Origin of the sequence: Polaromonas sp. AET17H-212, from assembly GCF_002379085.1 — a bacterium.
In the GTDB taxonomy this organism is placed as follows: Bacteria; Pseudomonadota; Gammaproteobacteria; order Burkholderiales; family Burkholderiaceae_C; genus Polaromonas.
This window is the reverse complement of sequence record NZ_NBZW01000031.1, coordinates 17,508-40,320: the sequence shown is the minus strand read 5'-3', so window position 1 is coordinate 40,320 and position 22,813 is coordinate 17,508. Positions and strand designations below refer to the sequence as shown.

The following is a 22,813-nucleotide window of genomic DNA, read 5'->3' as shown; positions in this document are numbered from 1 at the left end:
GCTTGGCATGGAATGGCCGCTGCGCAAGTCAGGGCTGGGGCTTGATACCGGGCAGATACTCGATCCCGGTTAGCTCCACCAGTTCGGCGTAGCTGATCGGTGGATAAACACGGGTCTGGCTTGTATTCTCGCTCCAGTGCGCCCATGCGCGATTGGTGCTTGCGTCGTACACGAGCTTGAAAATGTGGGTTGGCACGGCCACACCGGAGCCAATCGTGCAGGCCACCGCGTCATATCGGTAGGGAACCCGAGTGCCTGGAAGGTGGGAGGCCGCTGCTACAACAGCCTGCGGATTCGTCGGCGCAGCGATGCCTGCACGGGCAAGCGCGTCCTTGGCTTCCTTCACAAACGGGCAGTGGTTGCGCAGGTAGGCGGGTCCGGTGATGACGTACACGTTGCCCTTGGCGCGCAGCGCGTATTGGCGTGTGGCCTTCTCGATGGTGACCCAAGCCTTGGCGTTGTTCACCTGGTTTTGTGGGATGATGTTCGCAAGGCTGAAGCTTTGGGCCATCGCCTCAGCGTTGGCCATGTCGGCGGCAGCAGATAGGTGACCCCGAGCGTAGGTGCTCCCTCGAAAGTCGTTCAGTGCTGCCCGATCGCGCGAGGGAATGCGCGCCTCTTCGTAGAAGGCGTCTGTGCGCTGCAGGTTCCGTGCATCCAGAATGCGCTGGCGCGAGAGCACTTCGGCCGAGTAGACCGGATTTTTGGTCTTGCCAGAGTGAAGCACCGCAAAGCCGTTGAAACACAATGCCCGCGCGCGGGGATCGGGGCTGGCGATAGCCGGGGGCTCGCCGTTGGCAAACTGATCCCGGCAGTTGCCGAAATGGCCGGTGTCCTGGACGTTTCGGGTGATGGCTGGTCGAGGGCGCGGGGTGTCTGTGAAGGCCTGGGTGACATCGTGGGCTGAAACGCCCAACATGGGCGCCACAAGCATGGCCAGTTTGATAAGGGACATGGGACTCTCCGTAAAAATTGGCAGATATATCTGCACGGTTTATCTTCTCACTGTCCGGTGCGCTGTCAACCGCGCAAGGTGCCGCGCGGGGAAGAATAGCTGAGGCTGGATCGGCTAACGACAATCAGCTAAGGGGGTGCGTTTCAAGCTTTGAGCGGCGCGCGGCGGGGCTGCACGACCGGCCTATTTGGAACTCGACCGGCCTCTGGGCTTGCGCTTGTTCAGGACAAGATGGAGGTCGAAGATGGACGAGAGTGCTACACCGCCGAGGAGGGTCGATATTTCGCCATCGTGGGGAGAATGCTGCGAACCGTCGCCTCCGCCTATCCGCTCTATCCAGTAGGCCTCGTTGCCCTTGCCCTCTTCTTCCTCCTGTAGGTACTCGTTGTGGATCCATGAAAGGTTCCCCATACGCCCGCCAAGGCTCAGGAATCGGGCATGCCAGGCCCTGCGCATCCAGGTCATGCCCTCGCGTGTGAGGTGTGCGGCCGTGCGCCTGCCGATGGGCGTCTCGCCGTCCTCCGCATCCCGATCAACGTCTGCCGGCAGATCTGGTGGCTGATCACTGGCGAGGACGAACAAAGTGACGGCCCCTATCTTGACCAGCCCGCGCAGTGCTCTGCGGACGTACTTTTTCTTTGTTGTCTTGTGCGCGCCGCCGGGCACCCGGGCGACCAGCTCTTCGAAGGAGATTCCACCCGCTTTCAAGTAGGCCCAGGTGAGGACGGTTGTGCGTTCGAGCGCGGCACTCTGCGCGGGAACAATGTGCATCAACTCGCACAGATTCGGCTGCAGTGGATACCAGTGGGGCGATGCAGGGGCCTTGGCGGCGGCGGCTATCTCGTCAAGTGGAATTGCCTCGGCATCCATGGGGCTGGAGAGAGACGGAGCCGTGTCCGCGGAGGCAGCAATGACCGAATGTGAGTGCACTCAGTCATTGTCTGGATGAAGAAGCGCGTTCTGTCCTGCTCAACAGTGCAAATCCTATGCGTTGAGCGCTAGCGCATGAGGTTATGAGCCCTGACGCCGTCCGCGCCGGTGGTGCGCCGCGATCCGATGGCCTGCTGCGCGTAGGAGGGATTGCGAAAGAGAAGCGGCTGCCAGCACTAGGCGCTCAGCCGGCCCGGTGCGGCGGTGAACGAGACCTTAGGGCGTGTCGACGAACTTTTCGCAGTCAAACTTCAGGACGTTCCATGCCTTTTCGCCGCGTGTCATGTCGTTTTGCATGTAGACCTGCCTCATGTACTGCGGGGTGTGATTGGGGTTGGCGGCGCGGTGATAGTTCTCCACCAGGGCCTCCTTTTCTGCATCGAGTGCCCCGTAGCCGGCCCACAGTTCATGTTTGCCATAGCCGGCCATGCCGCAGATCAGGAAATCCTGGATGACCACGAACGACTGGGTGTTGAGGTCCTGGACCGTTGCAGCAGGCGGGAACAGGCCGCCCTCGGTCCCAACCCACTGGCTTCCGTCGAACAAGCCCCGGACGTTGCCGTCGGTCCGCAGGCCAATGTAGAAGTTGCCAGGACGCCCGCTGTCCTGAGCAGCCGGAGAAATGAATACCGTCACCCGTTGCTTGCTCGGCGGGCCGTCGAAGCATTGCTTCTTCCATGCCGGGGCGGGCGTGTCGGCTGGACAGAAGTATTCCATGGTCGATCGGGCATCGGCATGGGCGAAGGTCGCGCAGGCGAAAAGTGCAAGGACGGCCGCGATGGCGTGTCGAGTCTTCATGTGGGGCGCTCCGGGTATGTTCGATTTCCATTATTGAATCGACGGGAGCTTGAAGATGATGCGCAACGAGTGGGTTCTGGCCTGTTGAGCACCTCCTGCTCCCCGAGGCGATTGGCAGGCGGGCCAGCGTATGTGTCCTGGCGCAGCTGCGTGACCGGCGGTTTCCCCGGGGAAACTAAGCGTTACCAAGGTCCTCCACAGCTTGGCGAGCTTTGCGAAACGGATATCCACAAATGCAAAAACCCCGTCAGCGGATGCTGGACGGGGTTTGCAATGTGTTTTCTAAAACAAGCACACCTGGGCAGGGGCTTGCTGCGGAGCTGCCACCTCGATGTCCAGAGCGCGCGCCACCGCGACGCCTGGCTTTCTGAGCAACAACATTGTTGTCGGCACATCAGTTCCGGACGCCTTGAAGGCGCCGGCGGGTACCTGTTCGACTTCCCCTCCCAGAGCTGCGACGAACGCCTGAAACCTCCGCGCGGGTGCCGTATCGTGGGTTTGCCACGTAGTTGACGCGATGCCTGACAGGACGCCGCCAGGCCGAAGGAATTTGAAAGCGTGAATTATGTGTTCGGAGTCCCTGAAATGCGCGAACGGCGGATTCATGAGCACGCGATCGTAGATTTCCGAAGGCGTGATCGCAAGAAAGTCCCGCGGCCCGTCGAGCTGGAAGCCCAATGCCTTGAGTTTCTTGACGTTTCGGCCCATCAACTCATAGCACGTCACGTTCTCACGCCCGACAATTTCAGCTGCTGCCATGGCCAACGCCCCACCACCAGCGTTTGGCTCAAGCACCTTCATTCCTGCCTCAAGGCAGGCCTTCGCGACAACCCGAGCAGTCAGCGGCGCAGGAGTTTCGAAAAACTCATATTCCCTGGAAGTGAAAACCTCCCCTGTCCGGAGGATTTCCTCCAGCACCGGAGCCGGATCGTCCTCAAAGACGTGCGCCTGCCTCGATGTCGACCACTTGCCGCCGATGTCCTGCATGAACGCATTGACCTTTGCGTAGAACGCGCTGGCCAGCCGCTGGATGATGGAGACTTCATGTCCCTCGATCACCACACCACCTAGCACGTCCAGGATGTTCTGGGGCACGCGCGTGGGACGCACATCGAACTTGCCGGGCTTGCGCTGCGGGGCTTGAGGCCCCGACGACGCAATTCTGCCGGCCGCCCAGTCCAGCTTCACGCTGCACACCAGGCTCTCGTGGTCGCGGCCGGTAAACATGGCCGTGAGCGCGGAGCCCCGGTAGTCAGGCAGAAGTTTCAGGGACTCCAGGCCGGGGATGTTCAGCGCATGGAAGTTATCCGCCTTCGCCATCAGCTGGGCGGCCTGCTTTTCCAGCGCCGGCGAGCCGCCGGTGTTGCCAATTGCCAATGTGGTTTGATGCCAGGCGTTGGCCAGCTCGAGCAGCACCTGCGCATTTCGCACGAGATCCTCGCTCGTGGGGTGGTTCGGCGCCATGCGGCGCAGCACCATCCACGTGTTGTCCAGATCCAGAGCACGGGTGTAGAGCTCTTCGGCATCCAAGGGGGTGTGAGTGGAAGTTCCGCTCTCGCCGCCGCGAAAAACCAGCCCCATCGCCACCAGAAGGGCCGACATGCCATCCGGCAGGCGTTGGCCAGTGTCCAGGGCGATGCTGAGCTTGTCGCCCGCATACGTGGCCTTGAGCAGCGGTGTATCCGCGCCAGGAAGCCACAGATCGCGATGCGTGCCTTCGACGGTGCCGTCCACAACTCGACAGTACTGGGGATCGCAGGTGAATTCGCCTTCCCAGGCCGCGAAAAGCGAACGCACGGCGAGGAACGGCAAGATCGACTCGATCATGCAAAGTTGTTTGAGAAGAAGTTTCATTGGAGATTCGACTTTTTAAGACGAAGCACCGCCCCAACGGGCAGGGCCCCGGTGGGTTGAAACGGACGACTCGGTTGAGCCGTTGAGATAAGCGAGCCGACAGCGTTGCGCTGCGACTCAAGGTGAAGGCTGACTGGGTCAGCGAAATCGGTCTATGCCGAAAGCTTTTTGATTTGACCAGAGGCACCAAACCGCGTCAAACGGTCGTGGCCAATGGTCTCGCGAGAGATACCGCAGGACCCGCCGGCGGCCGTAGGCGCCGGTCAGGAAGCTGCGGCGAAGGGCGGCGGCTGCAGTAGGTGTTTGGTGAAGACCGGAGCCTTGACGACGGTGAAGCCGGTCTGGTCGGAGGTGACCAAACCGTACGGGGCGGGCAGCTCGTGGGGGGATACGACGCCAACGGGTGCCACGAAGTAGAAGCCCTCGGAAATCAGCTCACAGGCGGCGCGCTGCTGGCGCTGTGCCATCGCGGCGAGAAAGTCCGAGCGGGTGACCACCACCTGGTAGACGCATGGGTTCGCCTGCGCCTTGTCCTGAGTTTGTCGCAGCGAGAAAACGTCGGCGTGCACCGGTGCGATGTCCGTGCTGGTGGCCCAGTTGATCATTTCCGCGGCGGCAAAGACTTTGAACTTCACGTCTTCCCACGTTTGTCGACCACTTTCCTTCAAGTAGGCGACCAGTTTGCTTACCAGCGCCGCATGGCCACCACTGGCTTGGGTCGATTCCCCGTCATTGGAACTTGAGGCAGGCGAATGGCCCGCTGTTACCGCTCGATCGGCATGCATGTGTGAACTCGCTTTCGATGATGTGTGAATGACTGCATGGCGGCGGTTTCCTGTTGTCCAGGACCTGCGGCTTAGTCATGCTCGCCTGCGTAAGCACTTTTCGGAGGCGCCGATTGGGTTTCAAGTAGTGACCCCAATTCATTATTGCCAGAACAGGCGCTTGAACCTGCGAAGCAACGAGGTACTTTCCACTCAAAGAACGCAGGCGTTCTGCAAGCCGCCCTACTTGAGGCATGCATCGATTAGAAGCGTTTTTTCTTACGTGCGTGTGAATTTGGTGACCGTGGGCAGGTTACTGCATTAGGTGCGAGCTTCCTGCAGCAGGCCATTTGCCGCGCCAATGAAATAAGGCCGGTGGGCCAGCTGCGATTGCTGCAGCTTTCCCACCGGTGTTCCTTGCAATTAAAGTCGTAAACAAGCATCTAGGTTTCATGCGCCTTTGCGGCGTTACGATTTGGCAACACGTCATTCTAAATTCGTAAACAACTTTATGCATTGGACTTCCCACGGAACGGTTGACAAATCCTGGCCTCAAACTGAGGCACGTTTAAATGCCTCGGGGCTGATGCCGCCCAGGTGACTGTGGCGACGACTGCGATTGTAAAAAACCTGGATGTAGTCAAAGACATCCGCACGGGCAAGGTCACGGGTCTTGTAGATGCGTTTGCGGATACGCTCTTTCTTCAAGCTGCTGAAGAAGGATTCCGCCACCGCGTTATCCCAACAATTCCCCCGGCGGCGCATGCTGGGCTCAAGGTTATTGGCCTAACAGAAACGCTTCCAGTCATCGCTACCGTATTGGCTACCCTGATCGGAATGCACAAGGACACTCTGCGTAGGCTTGCGCCTCCAGACAGCCATCATCAAAGCATCCAGAACGATTTCACGGGCAATGGTGAGCTTCATTGACCAGCCTACGATCTTTCGCGCATGCAAGTCCATGACCACGGCCAAGTAAAGCCAGCCCTGCCAGGTGCGAATGTAGGCGATGTCCGTGACCCACACCCGATCAGGTGCACGCGTATGGCCAAAGAACTGCTCGCACGTGCCGGCCGAAAGTGCATGGCCCCAGAAGTAATGATGACGACTAACCAGGCTGAACAGGATTTAGCCTGGCAGCCATGACAGAAATGCCGGATTTTCGAAAAGGTCGTCTGCGCGGTCCATAACTGGGATCTACACGGATGAAGAGGCAACCAGTAACCAAATCTGGCCCAAGCCAATTTTCCCCTCAATCAGTCGGATGCTTCACGCCTGAGGGCTGGCATACTGTGCCAAAAAGCAATATGGGGAGTCATTTTGGACGTTTTCGAATTTCGTGGACATCTGGTTAATGAGTATTCAGATTTCACCCGCAGCTTTACCCGCATCAAAGCGGATGACATCCGCACCTTTGTGGATGCCGAATACGACTCCCAAAAGTTCTGGCCAGAGCCGCTAATCCAGGTCAACCCCAACTTCAAAGAGGGCGGTACCGTCGAGGCCTTTGTTCAAGCTGGCCACCTGCACCCTTTGTGCGCGGACATTTTTCGCTTTGGTAAAAGCGATTCATCTGCTGGCCATTCCTTGCCCCTGCACAAACACCAGGCGGAAGCCATCAGCTTGGCGGCGTCTGGTGAGAGTTACGTGCTCACCACCGGCACTGGGTCAGGCAAATCGCTCGCTTACTTCATCCCCATCGTCGATGCCTGCCTGAAAGCCAAGCAAATCGACCAGACACCGCGCACGCGGGCCATCGTGGTTTACCCCATGAATGCTCTGGCCAATAGCCAGTTGGAAGAGCTCAAAAAGTTCCTTGGCGCTGACCCCGCTTCCCGGGCCGTCACGTTCGGTCGGTTTACCGGTCAGGAAGACACTGAAGAGCGCGAGGCAATGAAGGCCAACCCGCCAGATATCCTGCTAACCAACTTCATGATGTTGGAGTTGCTGCTGACCCGTCAAAACGCCATTGACCAGCAAGTGGTGGCCAACGCCAAGGGGTTGCGGTTCCTGGTGCTGGATGAATTGCACACCTACCGTGGGCGGCAAGGGGCCGATGTTGCCCTTCTGGTCCGTCGAGTTCGTGAGGCACTTGCAGACCAGCTCATTTGTATCGGCACGTCCGCCACCATGGCGACCGACGGCACTGAGATGGAGCGCAATGCCGCCGTCGCGGGCGTTGCAACGCGTTTGTTTGGCACTGCGATTCCCAGCCGAAATATCGTCACAGAAACGCTCAAACGCACCACCCCCGAAGCTGAGACTGAAAAAACGGTCGCCCCCAAGCTGGCCAGTGCCATCGAAGCAGGCGTTCCAGCAGACCTGTCTTTTGCCGACATGGCCGGCCACCCCGTATCGGTTTGGGTAGAACTGACGCTGGGTTTGACATATGAAAGCAACAAGCCGCGCCGGGCAAAGCCAAAGACCCTCAAGGACGCCGCTGGCCTGCTGGCGGCGGCGTCTGGCCTGCCGGAGCAGCAATGCAACGATTACCTGCAGAAGTTCCTGCTGCGGGCCTACAACGTTGTAGACGCCTCCGGCAAGTCACTGTTTGCGTTCAAGCTGCACCAGTTCATATCTGGCGGGGGCAAGGTCTACGCGACGCTGGAGGCCCCAGGAAAGCGTGCTGTAACCCTGTATGGACAGCAGTTCGTCGCGGGCGACCGTGCACGGCACCTGTACAACGTCCACTTTTGCAGAGATTGCGGCCAAGAATACGTGCCGGTCTGGGACGCAGAGGGCCCGGAGGGTCGGATTTTGCAGCGCCGCAACATCGATGAAAGACAGCACGAGGACGACGGCATCAAGTTCGGCTTTTTCATGCCTGATGTTGAACGTCAATGGAATGATGCGGATCCGGAGCGATACCCCGAAACTTGGGTGGAGGAGCGAGCCGATGGTGAGTGGCGCGTAAAGAGCACCCAAAAGAAATTCGTTCCCCAGGCTGTCAAAGTTCGCCCTGATGGCGTCTCCACTACCGCAGAAGGCGTAAATGGCTGGTTCATCCCTGGCAGCTTCCGCTTTTGTCTGGCCTGCAACACCAGTCACGCAACCGCAGGCAAGGATTCCTTGCGCCTGACATCCCTTTCCGGTGAGGGTCGCAGCTCGGCCACCACCATGCTGACGCTGTCTTCGCTTCGCTATCTGTACGAGCAAGACCACCAGCTATCACGTGAAGCCAAGAAAGTCCTTGGTTTCTCAGACAACCGGCAAGACGCAGCGTTGCAGGCAGGTCATTTCAATGACTTCTTGCAAGTTCTGTTGACGCGCGCGGCATTGTTGTCAGCACTTGAGCGAACCTCAGGAAAACCACTGTCGGAAAAAGAAGTCGCCAATTCCGTGTTCGAGGCCCTTGGTTTTGACAGAGACGACGCCGCCGTTCGGGCGGAGTACATGCAGCAACCGGATGTCAAGGGCAATGCGCGGCGCCAAGTGCAGGACGCCATGCGCTCCATCTTGGGTTACCGCAGCTTTTACGATCTACGTCGCGGCTGGCGGTTCAATAACCCCAATTTGGAGCAGTTGGGCCTGGTCCGCATCACGTACCAGGACATTGACGACCTGGCCGCTGATGAAGGGGAATGGGCAGATGCCCCTCAGGTGCTGCGTTCAGCAAAGCCGGCAGAGCGTGCAATGGTGCTGCAAAAACTGTTTGAAACCATGCGCCAGGGCTTGTGCATCGCCACACGCTACCTGGACCGCACGGAACTTGACCAATTGCGCACGCTCAGCTTTGCCAACTTGCGGGAACCGTGGGGGTTCACAGAAGATGAGCGTCCATTACCTGCCAAATGGTTTATTACGTCACGCCCAGCCGATGACAACAGACCACGTGGACGCAAACAGAACATCGAGGACTATCTGGTTATTGGGTCCAGCCGGTCGCGCTTGGGGCGCGAGCTGCGCAAAGGAAGCACCTGGGGTGGCGAAAATCCGTTTTACAAGCAAGTCAACGACAAGTCCTATCCGGATGTCATCAACGCTTTGCTCAGGGCGGCGGAAAGCTACGGATTGGTCCGTAAAGAAGAAACTGATGTTGGCCAGATGGGGTGGCAACTCAATGGCAGTTCCTTGCTCTGGGCGGCGGGTGACGGTCGCAGCGTAACGCAGTCGCATGACAACATCTTTTTCCGCAATCTGTACCGCAACATTTCACGACTGTTAGCCGAGCCCGCTCACCAGCTATTTGATTTTGAGGCCAGAGAACACACAGCGCAGGTCGAGCAGGAAGACCGTATGGAGCGGGAGGCGCGGTTCAGGTTCACTGAGAAGGACCGCAGTGAATGGATGAAAGCGCATGGTACGGAGCTCAACTGGCTGCCGGTATTGTTCTGCTCGCCAACCATGGAGCTGGGCGTCGACATATCGTCCCTGAACACGGTTTACATGCGCAATGTGCCGCCAACGCCCGCCAACTATGCCCAGCGCAGCGGTCGTGCGGGACGGGCTGGGCAGCCAGCGCTCGTCATCACTTACTGTGCCGCCCAATCGCCGCACGACCAGTATTACTTCCGTGACCCCGTGCGCATGGTGCATGGTCAGGTCAATCCGCCCACGCTGGACCTCGCCAACCGCGAGCTCGTACAGAGTCATATGCAAGCCATTTGGCTGGCTGAAACTGGCAAGAAACTGGGCAACAGCATTCGCGACTTGCTCAACATGGACAAGCCCGACGCGCTGCCCATCACGGATGACCTGGAGTCAGACCTGGGCAAGCCTCAGGCCCAGAAACGCGCCCATCAGCGCGGCTTGGCCGTGCTGGCCATGCTCAAGGACGAACTCACACCGGAGCGTGCGCCCTGGTACACGCCAACGTGGCCGGAGTCCGTATTTCAGCGGGCCTACCTGGAGTTCGACGGTTCCCTGAATCGCTGGCGTGATCTGTACCGCGCTACCGCACGGCAGATTGAACTCAACTTCAAGATTGAAAACAATCCCGCTGCCAGCGAACGCGAACGTCGCGAGGCCCAGCAAAGGCACAATGAAGCTCGCAAGCAGCGTGACCTGTTACTGGCTGGTGACAGTGCTTTCAATAGCGACTTTTATACCTATCGCTACCTTGCCAGCCAAGGCTTTCTTCCCGGCTACAACTTCCCGCGCCTGCCGCTGCTGGCCTATATCCCCGCACGGCGCGGCAACATTGGCCGCGAAAGCTTCCTGTCCCGCCCAAGGTTCCTGGCACTCAGTGAGTTTGGTCCCTATAGCTTGATTTATCACGAAGGCAGCCAGTACCGGGTGACCAAAGCACTTCTCACCATCACCAGCCAAGACCAGGTCTCTGAAGGTGCCAAGCTGACCACCGAGGTCGCGCGTTTGTGTCCATCGTGCGGTTACGGCCACTTTCGCTCGCAGCGCGACGCGGATCGTTGTGTTTCCTGCGATGCCTCGCTCTCAGGCGCCGAAGAGGTCAAGAATCTTTATCGCATCGAGAATGTGTCGACCAAGCGGGCTGAGCGCATTACCGCCAATGAAGAGGAACGCACACGCCAGGGCTACGAAATGCAAACCACGTTGCAATTCGCCGAGGCGGACGGCAAGCTGCAAGTGGTCATGTCCGAGGTGTCCGATGCTGAAGGGCCGTTGCTCGAACTGCAATACGGTCCCGCGGCCACCATCTGGCGCATGAACTATGGATGGCGTCGGCGTAAGGAGAAGTCCGTCCGAGGCTTCATGATGAACCCGGTCACGGGTCACTGGGTTGGCGGTGTGGATGAGGCTGGCGAAGAGAATGGTGATGACGCGCCCCCGGATAAGACACCTCCACAGCGCATCGTCCCCTTTGTCGAAGACCGCCGCAACATTTTGGTGGTACGTCCTTCACATCGACTCGGCGTGATGTCTGCGTCCTCTATGACCACGTTGCAATACGCCCTTAAACGCGGCATCGAGGCGGTCTATCAACTGGAGGAAAGCGAGTTGGTCGGCGAGCCCTTGCCAAACCGCGATAACAGGCAGTCCATCTTGTTCTTTGAGGCTGCAGAGGGCGGCGCAGGTGTGTTGACCCGTATCGCCACTGAACCCCATGCGCTCGCGGCCGTTGCTGCCGAGGCGCTCGAAATCCTGCACTTCCAGCGCCCGGAAGCTGGCCAACCCTGGACCCAAAAGATGCTGGTCGAGGAGCTGGACGAGCATGGCAAGTCCATTTGTGAAGCGGGTTGCTACCGTTGCCTGCTGTCTTATTACAACCAGCCCGACCACCCACTCATTGACCGAAAAGATGCTGTGGCCAAAGGCTTGGTGCTCGACATTCTTTGCCGATTGACTGCATCCAAGCTTGCTCTGGGAACGCAGGGACGTGCCCCTGAGCAGCACAGCGCTGAACTAGCCCGCATGTCCACCAGTTCACTGGAACAGGCTTGGCTGGTTTATGTTGAGTCGCATGGGCATCGCAAACCCGACCGCGCACAGCACACCATTGAGTCAGTCCATGCTTGCTCCGACTTTTTCTACGACGACTACAACCTGGTTGTCTTCATCGATGGGCCGCATCACGACAAGACTGCTCAGCAGGACAAGGATGAAGCCATTGACCGCAAGCTTGATGAGCAAGGATTCTTGGTAGTCCGCTTCCCGAAAGAGCAGGCTCTGTGGCCTGCCATCTTCGCCAAAAATGCCGACCTCTTTGGTGCTGGCCAAAACGAATAAATGATGAATGCTATGACCGCTGAGTTCTACCCGGGCAGTCTTGTCTCCGCCCGTGGCCGCGAGTGGATAGTGCTGCCTGCGTCCAATCAAGACACCCTGCATCTGCGCCCTTTGGGTGGTGGTGAGAAGGATGAATCGCTGATTTACCTGCCGCTAGAGCGCCAACCCGTCCAACCCGCCACCTTTCCATGGCCCACCATCGAGCAGGCCCGCAACCATGCCGCCAGTCAGCTATTGATGGATGCGCTGCAGCTCAAGCTGCGCAATGGGGCTGGGCCGTTTCGCAGTTTTGGCAACATCGCCGTTGAGCCGCGCGCCTACCAGCTCGTGCCACTGCTGATGGCCATGAAGCTCTCAACCGTGCGTTTGCTCATCGCCGACGACGTCGGTATCGGCAAAACCATCGAGGGCGCACTAATTGCCCGTGAAATGCTGGACCGCGGTGAAATCCAGCGAATGACGGTGCTGTGCCCGCCGCACTTGTGTGAGCAGTGGCAGCGCGAGCTGGCCGACCGTTTTCATATCCATGCCGTGGTGGTGCGCAGTGCCACTGCCGCTCGTCTGGAGCGCGAACTGGCACCAGGCACCTCGGTGTTTGACGCCAATCCATTCACCGTGGTCAGCCTGGACTACATCAAGTCTGAACGCCGACGCGAAGCATTCCAACGCTTCTGCCCCGAATTCGTCATCGTAGACGAGGCCCACACCTGCACCCATGGTGGCCAAGGTCGGCAGCAGCGCTACCAGCTTCTCAAGGGCCTGTCTGAAGACGTCAACCGCCATATGGTGCTGCTCACTGCGACGCCCCACAGCGGCGACGAAGATGCCTTCTTCAATTTGCTTGGGTTGTTGAAGCCTGACTTCACCCAACTCAAGGACTTGGCGCCCGGTGCGCGCACCGACCTGCGGGATGACCTTTCACGCCATTTTGTGCAGCGCCGCCGTCCCGATATCGCAGAGTGGCAAGACGCATCGATGTTCCCGGAGCGCAAAACAGCCGAAATCACGTACCGACTTACCGGGGCTTGGGGTCAGCTCTTTAACGACGTGCTGGACTATGCGCGTGAATTGGTGGTACGTGCCGAAGGGCAGGGCTTGCGCGAGCAGCGCATGGGCTGGTGGGCCGCTCTGGCACTGCTGCGATGTATTTCTTCATCCCCTGCCGCCGCCGTCAATGCCTTGCGCACCCGGCTGGATGGTGCAGCCAAAGGCGAAGATGCCGACGAACTGTCCTTGGAAGACATCGAATCCCAGGCTGGCGACCGTGTGCTGGATGGCATTGACGATGCCCTGTCCACCGACGACATTGAGCCCGCCGCTCAAACTGAGGACAGCGCGCTCTTACAGCAACTCATTGTCGATGCAGAAAAACTTGCCGGCGATGCCAACGACCCCAAGCTTGCCAAGCTGCTGGAGCATTTGACGCTGCTGGTCAAGGAGGGCTTCAAACCAGTGGTCTTTTGCCGCTACATTGCCACAGCTCACTACTTGGCCAACTTTCTGCGGGGCAAATTTAAGGATGCGACCGTTAAAGCGGTCACGGGCGAACTAACCCCAAGCGAACGTGAAGCAGCAGTCGAAGAGCTGGGCGATACGGAAAAGCGCATTTTGGTGGCCACCGACTGCCTGTCTGAGGGTATCAACTTGCAAGGCTTGTTCACCTCCGTGGTGCATTACGACCTGAGCTGGAACCCCACCCGCCATGAGCAGCGAGAAGGTCGCGTTGACCGCTTTGGTCAAAAGGCGCGCGAGGTCCGCAGCACCATGCTCTATGGTGAAGACAACCCGGTGGATGGTGCCGTGCTGCAAGTCATTTTGCGCAAGGCCGAAAGCATCCGCAAAGAGCTCGGCGTGCTGGTTCCCATGCCAGACGACCAAGGCAAACTTACCCAGGCGCTGCTCAATGCTGTCCTGCTGCGCAAAAACAACCGTGTCGGTCATCAGGCGCAAACCGCCCTCGACTTTGGTGAACCAGCGCGCGACATCGAAACCGCCTGGCAAAGCGCCCGCGATAAGGCCGCCAAAAATCGCTCTATCTTTGCCCAGCGCCGTATCAAGCCAGAAGATGTTCTGCCCGAATGGCGCAAGTCTGCAGCCGTTCTGGGTGGCGAAGATGATGTGGAACGCTTTGTTACGCGCGCCGTGGCCAAGCTTGGTGTCCCATTAGAAACCTACAAGCAGCACAACAAGCTGCACCTGGATCAGTTGCCAACCTCCATCAAGGAGCGCCTGGCGGCTGATGGATACACAGGTACATTGAGGGTGAACTTTCATCAACCTGCCGACCAGGGTGCGATGTTCATCCACCGCACCCATCCGCTGGTGGTCGCTCTGGCTGACACCCTTCTGGAGCGCGCACTGGCCTCGCAAGATGCGTCTGAAGACGATGCCGTCGCCCGTGCTGGTGCTGCCTTTGTCGGCCACGTCACCGCAAAAACCACTGTGTTGCTGCTGCGCCTGCGCCACCAGCTCACCGTAACCCGCGGCACCCAGACCCGATTAATGTTGTGCGAAGAGACCGTGGCGGTGAGTGCTTCCGGTAGCGATCCAATCGCAAGTCTGCCCGCCAATGAGACCCAAACCCTCTTGGGCATGGATGCCGTCCGCAACATGCTGCCAATGGTCCGTGACCGCCACCTTCAGCAGGCGCTGGACGCCATTCCAGGTTGGCAACCGCAAATGGAAGCCATCGCCCGCGAACGTGCCCAAACCCTGTTGCAAGACCACCGCCGTGTTCGTGAGGCTGCTGATGCCAAAGGCACTTACCAAGTCACAGCCAGCTTGCCGGTGGACGTGATGGGTGTTTACGTGCTGGTGCCAGCCGCAGCGGGAGTTTGACCATGGCACGCAACACCACGCAACTCATTTATCAAGCCATTCGTATTGAAGGCGGTCTGATTCCTGCCGACGAATTGGCACGCCTCACCACACTGCAAACGCCCGATAAGACCGAGCAGACCGATGGCCACTACCGCATCCCCAAGGGACTCAAGCTGCGCGATGAAGTCGCGCGGTTCTGGAAAATTGGCCAAAGCCTTTGGTCTGACTTTCAGACCCTGCGTCAACGTAATGACTTGGATGCATACCAAGCCACTGTGCGTAATTTTCTCGTTCCCCTGCTGCGCGACGTTCTGGGTTTCACTGATTTGGTTGCTGGTGCGACGGTAGAAGCCTCCGGCCATACCTACAACATTGGCTATGCCGCCAGAGAAGGTCGCTTACCCATCGTATTGGCTGGCCACACCCAGCTGCTGGACGCACCCGCAGAGCGTTTTGGCGAACTCAACCCAGACACTGGAAAAACCCGCCGCCGCTCACCCTTCATGCTGGTACAAGAGGCGCTCAACGCATCTGACCAGTCGCTGTGGGCCATCACCAGCAACGGGTTGACCCTGCGCATCCTGCATGACAACCCCAGCCTGACCCGTCCGGCCTATGTCGAAGTGGACTTGGAGGCGTTGTTCTCAGAAGATCTGTACGCCGACTTCACCGCCTTCTGGTTGCTTGCGCATGCCAGCCGCTTTGGAATCCCCGAGGCCGAGTCCACCGACTGTCCTTGGGAGCGCTGGCGTGCTGCCGGCCAAGAGGCGGGTGTCACCATCCGAAGCAACCTGCGCTACCAAGTGGCAGATGCCTTGCGCGCCCTAGGAACGGGATTTTTAAGCCACCCGTCCAATACCCACCTGCGTGAGCAGCTACAAAATCAGGAGCAATTTCAGGGCCTGAGCAAGCAAGCTTTCTTTGAAGAGCTGCTGCGGCTGGTTTATCGCCTCATCTTCTTGGCCACGGTGGAAGACCGCACTGACGCGTCCACCGGTCAGTCACTCATCTTCACGCCGGGTTCAACCAAAGAAGCACAACGGCGCTATCGGGCTGGCTACTCCATCACCTGGCTTCGAGACCGTGCTGTGCGACGCAGCAGCTTTGATACCCACAGCGATCTTTGGCAGGCCCTCAGCATCACCTTTGACGGTTTGGCGCAGGGACAGAGCTCGCTGGGTCTTCCAGCGCTCGGCGGCCTGTACGCCGCTGATCAATGTCCGAATCTGGCTCATGCCCACATTGAAAACCGTTGGTTGCTTAAAGCCATTTTTCAGCTGGGTTACTTCCGCCAAACTACCGGTCTGACCCGCGTCAATTACCGCGACATGGGGCCGGAAGAACTGGGTAGTGTTTATGAAAGCCTGCTGGAGCTGGTGCCCGACATTCAAAGCCTGAGCCAGCCGCACGCTGCCAAACTCGCCTTTGTCGGCGATGACGACATCGATGCCTCCACCCAGGGCAACACCCGCAAGCTCACCGGCAGCTACTACACCCCTGACGGCCCGGTGCAAGAACTTATCAAGTCTGCGCTGGAGCCGGTCATTGCAGACACCGTCAAAGCCAATCCGCAACAGCCGGTAGAGGCCTTGCTACAGCTCACAGTCTGCGACCTTGCATGCGGCAGTGGCCACTTTTTACTGGCCGCCGCGCGCCGCCTGGCAGACGAAGTGGCCAAACTGCGCGCGCCAGACGGCGCCCCAACCCCGGCCGACTACCGTCACGCCCTGCGCGACGTGGTCAGCCACTGCATTTACGGCGTGGACAAAAACCCCATGGCCATTGCACTGGCCAAAACTGCACTGTGGCTGGAGGCCTATACCCCGGATATGCCGCTTACATTTTTGGACCACCACCTGCAAGTGGGCGACGCGCTGTTGGGCGTGCTGGACCCCAAAATTCTGAACAATGGTATTCCCGACGCGGCTTACGCCGTACTCAGTGGGGACGATAAGGCGACCGCTGCTGCTCTTAAAAAGCAGAACAAGGCTGATCTCAAGAGCTGGAAAGAGGTTGCCGCAGGGGACATGTTCCAGGCGAGCCCGCTCGCCGCACAAGCGGATGCTGTGGAACACTTGCCCGACGACAGCTTGGAGAGCATTGCAGCCAAGCGTAGCGCATGGGCGCAGTCCGCAACTACCGCGCGACACAGCACGCTGGCGCGCTTGGCTGACACCTATGTCGCTGCCTTTCTGGCACCCAAAGTGCCTGGCAATATCAAGTCAATCCCGCTCTCAGGATACCTGTGGGAACTGGTAAACGGTGCTGGTGCCGTGAATGCTGACATTGACAGCGCAGCAGACCATTTGTGCCGCACCCACAGCGTATTCCACTGGTGGCTGGCCTTTCCGCAAGTGGCTGCCAAGGGCGGGTTCTCTGTCATGCTGGCCAACCCGCCGTGGGAGCGCATCAAGCTGCAAGAAGAGGAGTTCTTTGCTAACCGCAGTCCGCTGGTGGCCATGGCCAAAAACAAGTCTGAGCGCGGCAAACGCATTGAATTGCTGCGCCAAGGCCTGCTGCTGCACACGCTTTACCCGGATGTGGAAGCCGCCGAAGGCCTGCACCCGCCCAGCCGGGCTGAGATGCGCCTGCATGAAGAATTCATCATGGCCCGTCGCGGTGCCGAGGCGGCAAGTTTGTACGCGCATGACAGCGGTCGTTTTCCCTTGACCGGCGTGGGAGACGTCAATACCTACGCCCTGTTTGCCGAGTCGGTATATCAGTTGATTGCCCCTGCGGGCCGCGCCGGTTTCATCGTTCCCACCGGCATTGCCACCGACGACTCCACCAAGGCCTTTTTTGGCGACATCTCCCAGCGCGGTCGTCTGGTCAGCCTGTATGACTTTGAGAACAGCAGCGGCATTTTCCCGTCAGTCCACCGTAGTTTCAAGTTTTCTCTCATCACGCTGGGCAGCGCACTCGCTGCCGAATTTGTTTGCTTTGCCACGCAAGTTAGTCACTTGATAGAGCCGCAGCGCCGCTTCACACTCACCCCTGAGGAATTTCGTCTCATCAATCCCAATACTGGCACCTGCCCCATTTTCAGAAGCCAGTGGGACGCCGCGCTGACCAAGAAGCTCTACCGCGCCGCACCGGTCCTGATCGCGGAAGGGAAAGGTGAGGGCGAACTTGATGTGAACCCATGGGGCATCCGTTTCTCAGCGATGTTTCATATGTCGGCTGACAGTGGATTGTTCCGTGACACCCCCGCCGCCAGCGGTGAACCGCCACGCTTGCCGCTGTACGAAGCCAAGATGATTCACCAGTTTGACCACCGCTGGGCCACCTACGTCGATGCGCCGGACAAACTCAATGGCTTGGACACCGCCGACCTGACCGATGCCCAAAGGGCCGACCCCAGCTGCACCGTGCGCCCGCGCTACTGGGTGGACCAGGCCCAAGTGCTGGCGCGCATCGCCCGCGTGCCCAGCCGTGTGGCCAGCGCCTGGCTGGTGTGGCATGAAACAGCTCTGGCCCCAGATGCTACATCCAACACCTCACTCGACCCTGTTTTTCTAGAAGCAAGCAAAGAAAGCTCATCCAAGCTGACCTTGGCCCTGGCGGGCTGGGTAGCGGGTGAAATCTTTCGCCATAGCGCCGGCCAGCCCACGCAGGCAAGCGCCACCGACAAACCCGGCTGGTCAACCGCCGTGGCCTGGAAGGCCACCCAGACAGCCGAAGCAGTGCTCGCCAACCAGCACCCGACCTTGGCCATGGCCCTCAAGCAAGACAACACCAGCGGCAAAAAGGCACTGCCCGCTTTCACCAAATGGGCGCTGCAAGATGCAGACGTGGGCTTGAGCGATGCAGAACTGGCTGAATTGGAGGTCTTGCAAAAGCCGCCAACGACAAATGTTGCTGGCAGCGCTACTGTTTCAATAGCTGCTCACGCAAGTAGTACATGGACCAGAGGCACTTTTGGCTTAGATTTTATGGACGCTTGGATGGACCGGCGTAGTCCCAGGTGGTTGATGGGATGGAGGGACATCTGTCGTGCGACTGACGAGCGCACGGTGATTGCGTCGGTGGTGCCGAGGGTGGGGGTTGGGCATACCATGCCACTTCTTTACTCAACGCAGCCGCCCCACCTGCAGGCTGCAATGTTGGGCAATTGGAGTAGTTTGATTTTCGATTACATTGCGCGCCAAAAGGTCGGTGGCACTCACTTGACTTACGGCTACCTCAAGCAGTTCCCAGTTATCCCACCTGACCGCTACACCGCCGTCGACCTCGAATTCATCGTTCCTCGTGTGCTGGAACTCACCCACACCGCCAACGATATGCAAGCCTGGTCTGACGACCTGGCAGCCTACGACCCGCGCCCGTTGGAGAAACGCACCACGCCTTTCGGCTGGCATCCCGAGCGCCGCGCCCAATTGCGCAGCGAACTGGACACCTACTACGCCAACCTCTACGGCCTGACCCGCGACGAACTCCGCTACATCCTCGACCCCGCCGACGCCCCCTTCGGCCCCGGCGGCGCGCTCCTCGGCCTCGATTACCCCAGCGAAACCTTCCGTGGACTCAAAAGTAAGGAAGAGAGAGCGTTCGGTGAATACCGCACACGCCGGCTGGTTCTGGAAGCGTGGGACAGTTGGGCGGCCGATGCGGTTTCGCTGCCGGGTTACTCCGAGCACGGAGTAATTAGCAACAAGAGTGATGCCGATTTGGCGGGCCTGATTGCCGCCATCATTCAGCAAAGTGCCGCGGGCATCTCCGTCGTGGACATTCAAGCAGCCATCGTGCATTCGCGCACGGCCGCCACTTACCTTGAAGCTGCTGAGGCGGCTCGATTGGACGTTCTTGCCACTACCGTGGCCGCACTGAGCTTGGACTCTGCTCTAACCTCAATCCCGCCCATTGTTCAACGTCTTGAGGCAAGCGGCGCAATGACCAAACGCAGGGCAGGTGACACAAACCTCTATTCTGCGGGTGCTGGCGCACTGCCTGCGGACGTGATCAGCCGCCCCGAGCATGTCGAACTTGCACAACTGATGCTGCTGCTTGAAGGTCGCCGGGCATCCGCGCGTAGCGAATTGGGTGGTGACACAGAGCAGGATCGTCTGGTACAGGGCAATCGTTAAGGACACAGTATGGCAACCTGGCTGCAAGCTTATCCAGCAATTCGTGCCCTTCCTCGCCTCTGGGTGGAGCGAGTCTGGCTGCTTGCATCGCGCGAGCCGCTGGAAATCACCCGGACAGTGAATCTGCAGCCGGGTGTCAACATCGTTTGGGCGCGGGAGCCGGATTCGGATGAGGGTTCCGGCCTGGCCAGCGCCGGGCATGGTGTTGGTAAGACTTCGTTTTGCTTGCTGTTACGGTATCTGTTGGGTGACGATGCTACGGCAGTCACTACCTTGCGTGAGAAGGCAGCGGCGAATTTTCCTAAGGGTGGCGTGGCTGCCAAGGTCAATATCGATGGCGTGGCCTGGTTGGTGTACCGCCCCTATGGTGCTTACAGCCATTCCTTTGCTAAAATTGGCGCCCAACTTGAGGACTTGTTTGACGCCCAGATAGAGGGGGATTTTCAAACTTACCTTTCGTCATTTCGTACGGCCTTCATTGGCACACTTGCTGCTCAAACGCTGCCAGGTACAAATCAAGAATTGGAATGGCAGCATTTGCTTGCCTGGTGTGTACGTGATCAGAAGACGCGGTTTGACGGCTTCTTTCACTGGCGCGAGGGTGATGGTTTAGGCTTTCGTCGCTCACGTAAGGATCCACCGTTGTTCGTTAATTTGGTGTTGGGCCTTCTGGATGCTGAGGCTGACAAGCTGATGCGTACCGTGGAATCGACCCAAGCGGAACTGAGCAAAATTGAGGCCCAGATCCCTGACCTTGAGCGGGAGCCGGTTTTTGAACTGGCCCGACTTGAGCGGCAACTGAGAGCGCGGGTCGGGTCTAGTGACGACGAGCCGGTTCACGAGACGACTGTTGAGAGTTCGCTGGAGTCCAGGGTTAAGGACGTTTTGGCCCGCGCCGAAGAGGCTGAAAAGAAATGGGACGGGGAAGCAGCGGCCGCTGAAAATGCAATGGCCCCGAATTTGGTGAAGCTTGCTGAGTTACAAGCCAAGTTCACAATGCTTGACTTGGAAAAGCAGCAAACGCGGGCGTTGGTTGATGCCAACGAGGCGGAGTACACCCGGCTAACAACGGCGATTGCGGAGCTCGACCGCCTTGCTGGGTATTGCACGCATGGGCTGGTTGACTTTTCGGACTGCAACCACATCAAACTTCGGCGCGCTGCCCCAAACCTACCCTGGCATATGGACACTAAGGCCGCAAAAGCAGCAGCGCCGCGACTCTTGGTCGATTTGAAAGCTGACACCACTTCCTGTGAATCGGTGCAGAGGGCAAAGGAGCAACAGGAGCGAATCGTCAATGAACAGCGCGCTGCTGTCCGGCGAATTCAAATGAGAAGCGCGACAAGTGCGACGGGCCGTGAGCAACTTAAAACCCAGTGGGCTGATTTCCTGCCACTTTTCGCGCAAAGGCAGCAGGGCGCAGATTCCCCCGAACTGAAGCGTGTGAAAGACAAGCAGAAGCTGTTCTTGGGTCAGCTTGATAGTCAGAAGGCTGCACTGGTGCAGCGTAGGCAGCAATTGTCGCTGCGGGAAGAATCGTTGAGGTCGTTAACGAGATGTCTGGCAGAGCGGCTGTTGGGTGAAACGGGACATGGTCGCTTCGTTGCAGATTCAGACAGCCGGCCATTTGATCTATCGGTTGGTGGAGAGGCGTACCAAGTGTTGGAGGTTTTGCTGGGTGATGTGACTTGCCTTCTGGATGCGGCCACCTCGACCGGTAGCATCCATCCTGGATTTCTTGTTCATGATTGTCCACGTGAGGCGGACATGAGTGCGGTGCTGTACCGGAATTTCTTGATGATGGCTTCGGAGGCAGACGAGCAATTAGCCAACGGCGGCAACGTTCCATTCCAGTACATCGTTACAACGACATCGGCACCACCTGTTGAACTGCGTGGTGCGAGGCATGTGGTGCTCGAATTGCTGCCTGGGAGCGAGGAACATTTGCTGTTTAAGCGAGCGTTGGAGACAAGCTTGCCGGGCATGAACACTCAGGGCCAGATATGAAAAATTGGGCAGTCTTTTCATGAGCATCGTCAGGGAGAAGTACCTCAACCTTGCGCCACGGGCTGAGTACCTTCACGATATCGTTGTTTTGGCCCAAGCATGGAAGAAATCTCATACCTATATTCGACGTCATAACTGGTACGCGGACACGCTTGAACTGGATTGCTCAGCCGTGGATCTTGACAACAAGCTTGGTGAATGGGCAGCAGCGTTACTTCAGGGGGACTATCAACCCAAGCCATCATGTGTAGTGCCTGCACCCAAAAACGCTCCCTGGGTGTTCAGTGAATCACTGCCTGGAGGGTGGGGGCCGAAGGTGGGTTCTGCAGGTTCGGTTCTGCGGCCACTCGCTCACCTGGGTATCCGTGAACAAACGGTCGCAACGGCATTGATGTTGTGTTTGGCCGATTGCATTGAAACTGCGCAGGGTAACCCGGCGGAAACTCCAGAGCAGGCCGTAGTTAATGGCGTTTACAGCTATGGCAATCGCCTTTACTGCAACTGGTCCAGCGAAGGGAATCGAGCGAGATTTTCATGGGGAAACTCGAATACCTATAGCCGATATTTTCAAGATTATCAACAGTTTGTCGTTCGCCCGAACGCTATGGCGCGGGTCGTTCATACCCAGAAGGCTGACGATGAGTTGGTCTACATCGTCAAACTCGACCTCAGCGCTTTCTATGACAACGTCGATGTTGACCGTCTCGTAACCTGCCTGCAGCGTGAATACACGGCATTCCGCAAGTCAGATAAATCGCGGCCTGCATCAGACGCTGCATTTTGGAGGCTCGCCCGCCAAGTGCTTAGCTTCAGTTGGCGCGAACAGGACAGGGCATTGGGCCATTTATTTAGAGATGAGAAATTACCGGATGGCCTGCCACAGGGATTGGTGGCAAGTGGCTTTTTGGCAAATGCCTATATGTTGCGTATTCCGGTGACTATGCGTAGAACGTGAA

The 22,813-nt window shown here is 58.5% G+C and carries 10 protein-coding genes and 1 pseudogene; 5 read left to right on the top strand and 6 right to left on the bottom strand.

Annotation, left to right across the window (positions count from 1 at the left end):
- Nucleotides 1-28: 28 nt before the first annotated feature.
- From B7G53_RS19065 to B7G53_RS19040, 6 genes and pseudogenes are all read right to left on the bottom strand, one after another.
- Nucleotides 29-955 (bottom strand): DNA/RNA non-specific endonuclease, encoded by a 927-nt coding sequence (locus B7G53_RS19065; protein WP_141396402.1) that lies wholly within the window; start codon nt 953-955, stop codon nt 29-31.
- Nucleotides 956-1,138: 183 nt separating this feature from the next.
- Nucleotides 1,139-1,825 (bottom strand): hypothetical protein, encoded by a 687-nt coding sequence (locus tag B7G53_RS19060; protein WP_096670643.1) that lies wholly within the window; start codon nt 1,823-1,825, stop codon nt 1,139-1,141.
- A gap of 276 nt (nt 1,826-2,101) precedes the next feature.
- Nucleotides 2,102-2,683 (bottom strand): hypothetical protein, encoded by a 582-nt coding sequence (locus tag B7G53_RS19055; protein ID WP_096670641.1) that lies wholly within the window; start codon nt 2,681-2,683, stop codon nt 2,102-2,104.
- Nucleotides 2,684-2,965: 282 nt separating this feature from the next.
- Nucleotides 2,966-4,537 (bottom strand): SAM-dependent methyltransferase, encoded by a 1,572-nt coding sequence (locus B7G53_RS19050; RefSeq protein WP_141396401.1) that lies wholly within the window; start codon nt 4,535-4,537, stop codon nt 2,966-2,968.
- Nucleotides 4,538-4,800: 263 nt separating this feature from the next.
- Nucleotides 4,801-5,322: a hypothetical protein gene (locus B7G53_RS19045; protein ID WP_141396400.1), complete on the bottom strand. Its 522-nt coding sequence runs from the start codon at nt 5,320-5,322 to the stop codon at nt 4,801-4,803.
- Between the two features lie 531 nt (nt 5,323-5,853).
- Nucleotides 5,854-6,336, bottom strand: a pseudogene (locus tag B7G53_RS19040) (IS3 family transposase); the annotation flags it as partial.
- Nucleotides 6,337-6,621: 285 nt separating this feature from the next.
- On the opposite strand from B7G53_RS19040, the gene B7G53_RS19035 reads away from it, so the two are divergent.
- From B7G53_RS19035 to B7G53_RS22615, 5 genes are read left to right on the top strand one after another with little or no spacing between them, the layout of a single operon-like run.
- Complete coding sequence (locus B7G53_RS19035) at nt 6,622-11,946, top strand: DEAD/DEAH box helicase (RefSeq protein ID WP_096670635.1); 5,325 nt, start codon at nt 6,622-6,624, stop codon at nt 11,944-11,946.
- 3 nt (nt 11,947-11,949) lie between these two features.
- Nucleotides 11,950-14,784 carry a helicase-related protein gene (locus B7G53_RS19030; protein ID WP_369680288.1) on the top strand — a complete coding sequence of 945 codons (2,835 nt, stop codon included), beginning with the start codon at nt 11,950-11,952 and terminating at the stop codon, nt 14,782-14,784.
- 2 nt (nt 14,785-14,786) lie between these two features.
- Nucleotides 14,787-19,850, top strand: a complete 5,064-nt coding sequence (locus tag B7G53_RS19025) for an Eco57I restriction-modification methylase domain-containing protein (RefSeq protein WP_096670631.1) — start codon at nt 14,787-14,789, stop codon at nt 19,848-19,850.
- Nucleotides 19,851-19,859: 9 nt separating this feature from the next.
- Entirely contained in the window at nt 19,860-21,857 is a 1,998-nt protein-coding gene (locus B7G53_RS19020) for a hypothetical protein (RefSeq protein ID WP_096670629.1), read from the top strand.
- 19 nt (nt 21,858-21,876) lie between these two features.
- Complete coding sequence (locus tag B7G53_RS22615) at nt 21,877-22,812, top strand: hypothetical protein (protein ID WP_141396399.1); 936 nt, start codon at nt 21,877-21,879, stop codon at nt 22,810-22,812.
- Nucleotide 22,813: the final 1 nt, after the last annotated feature.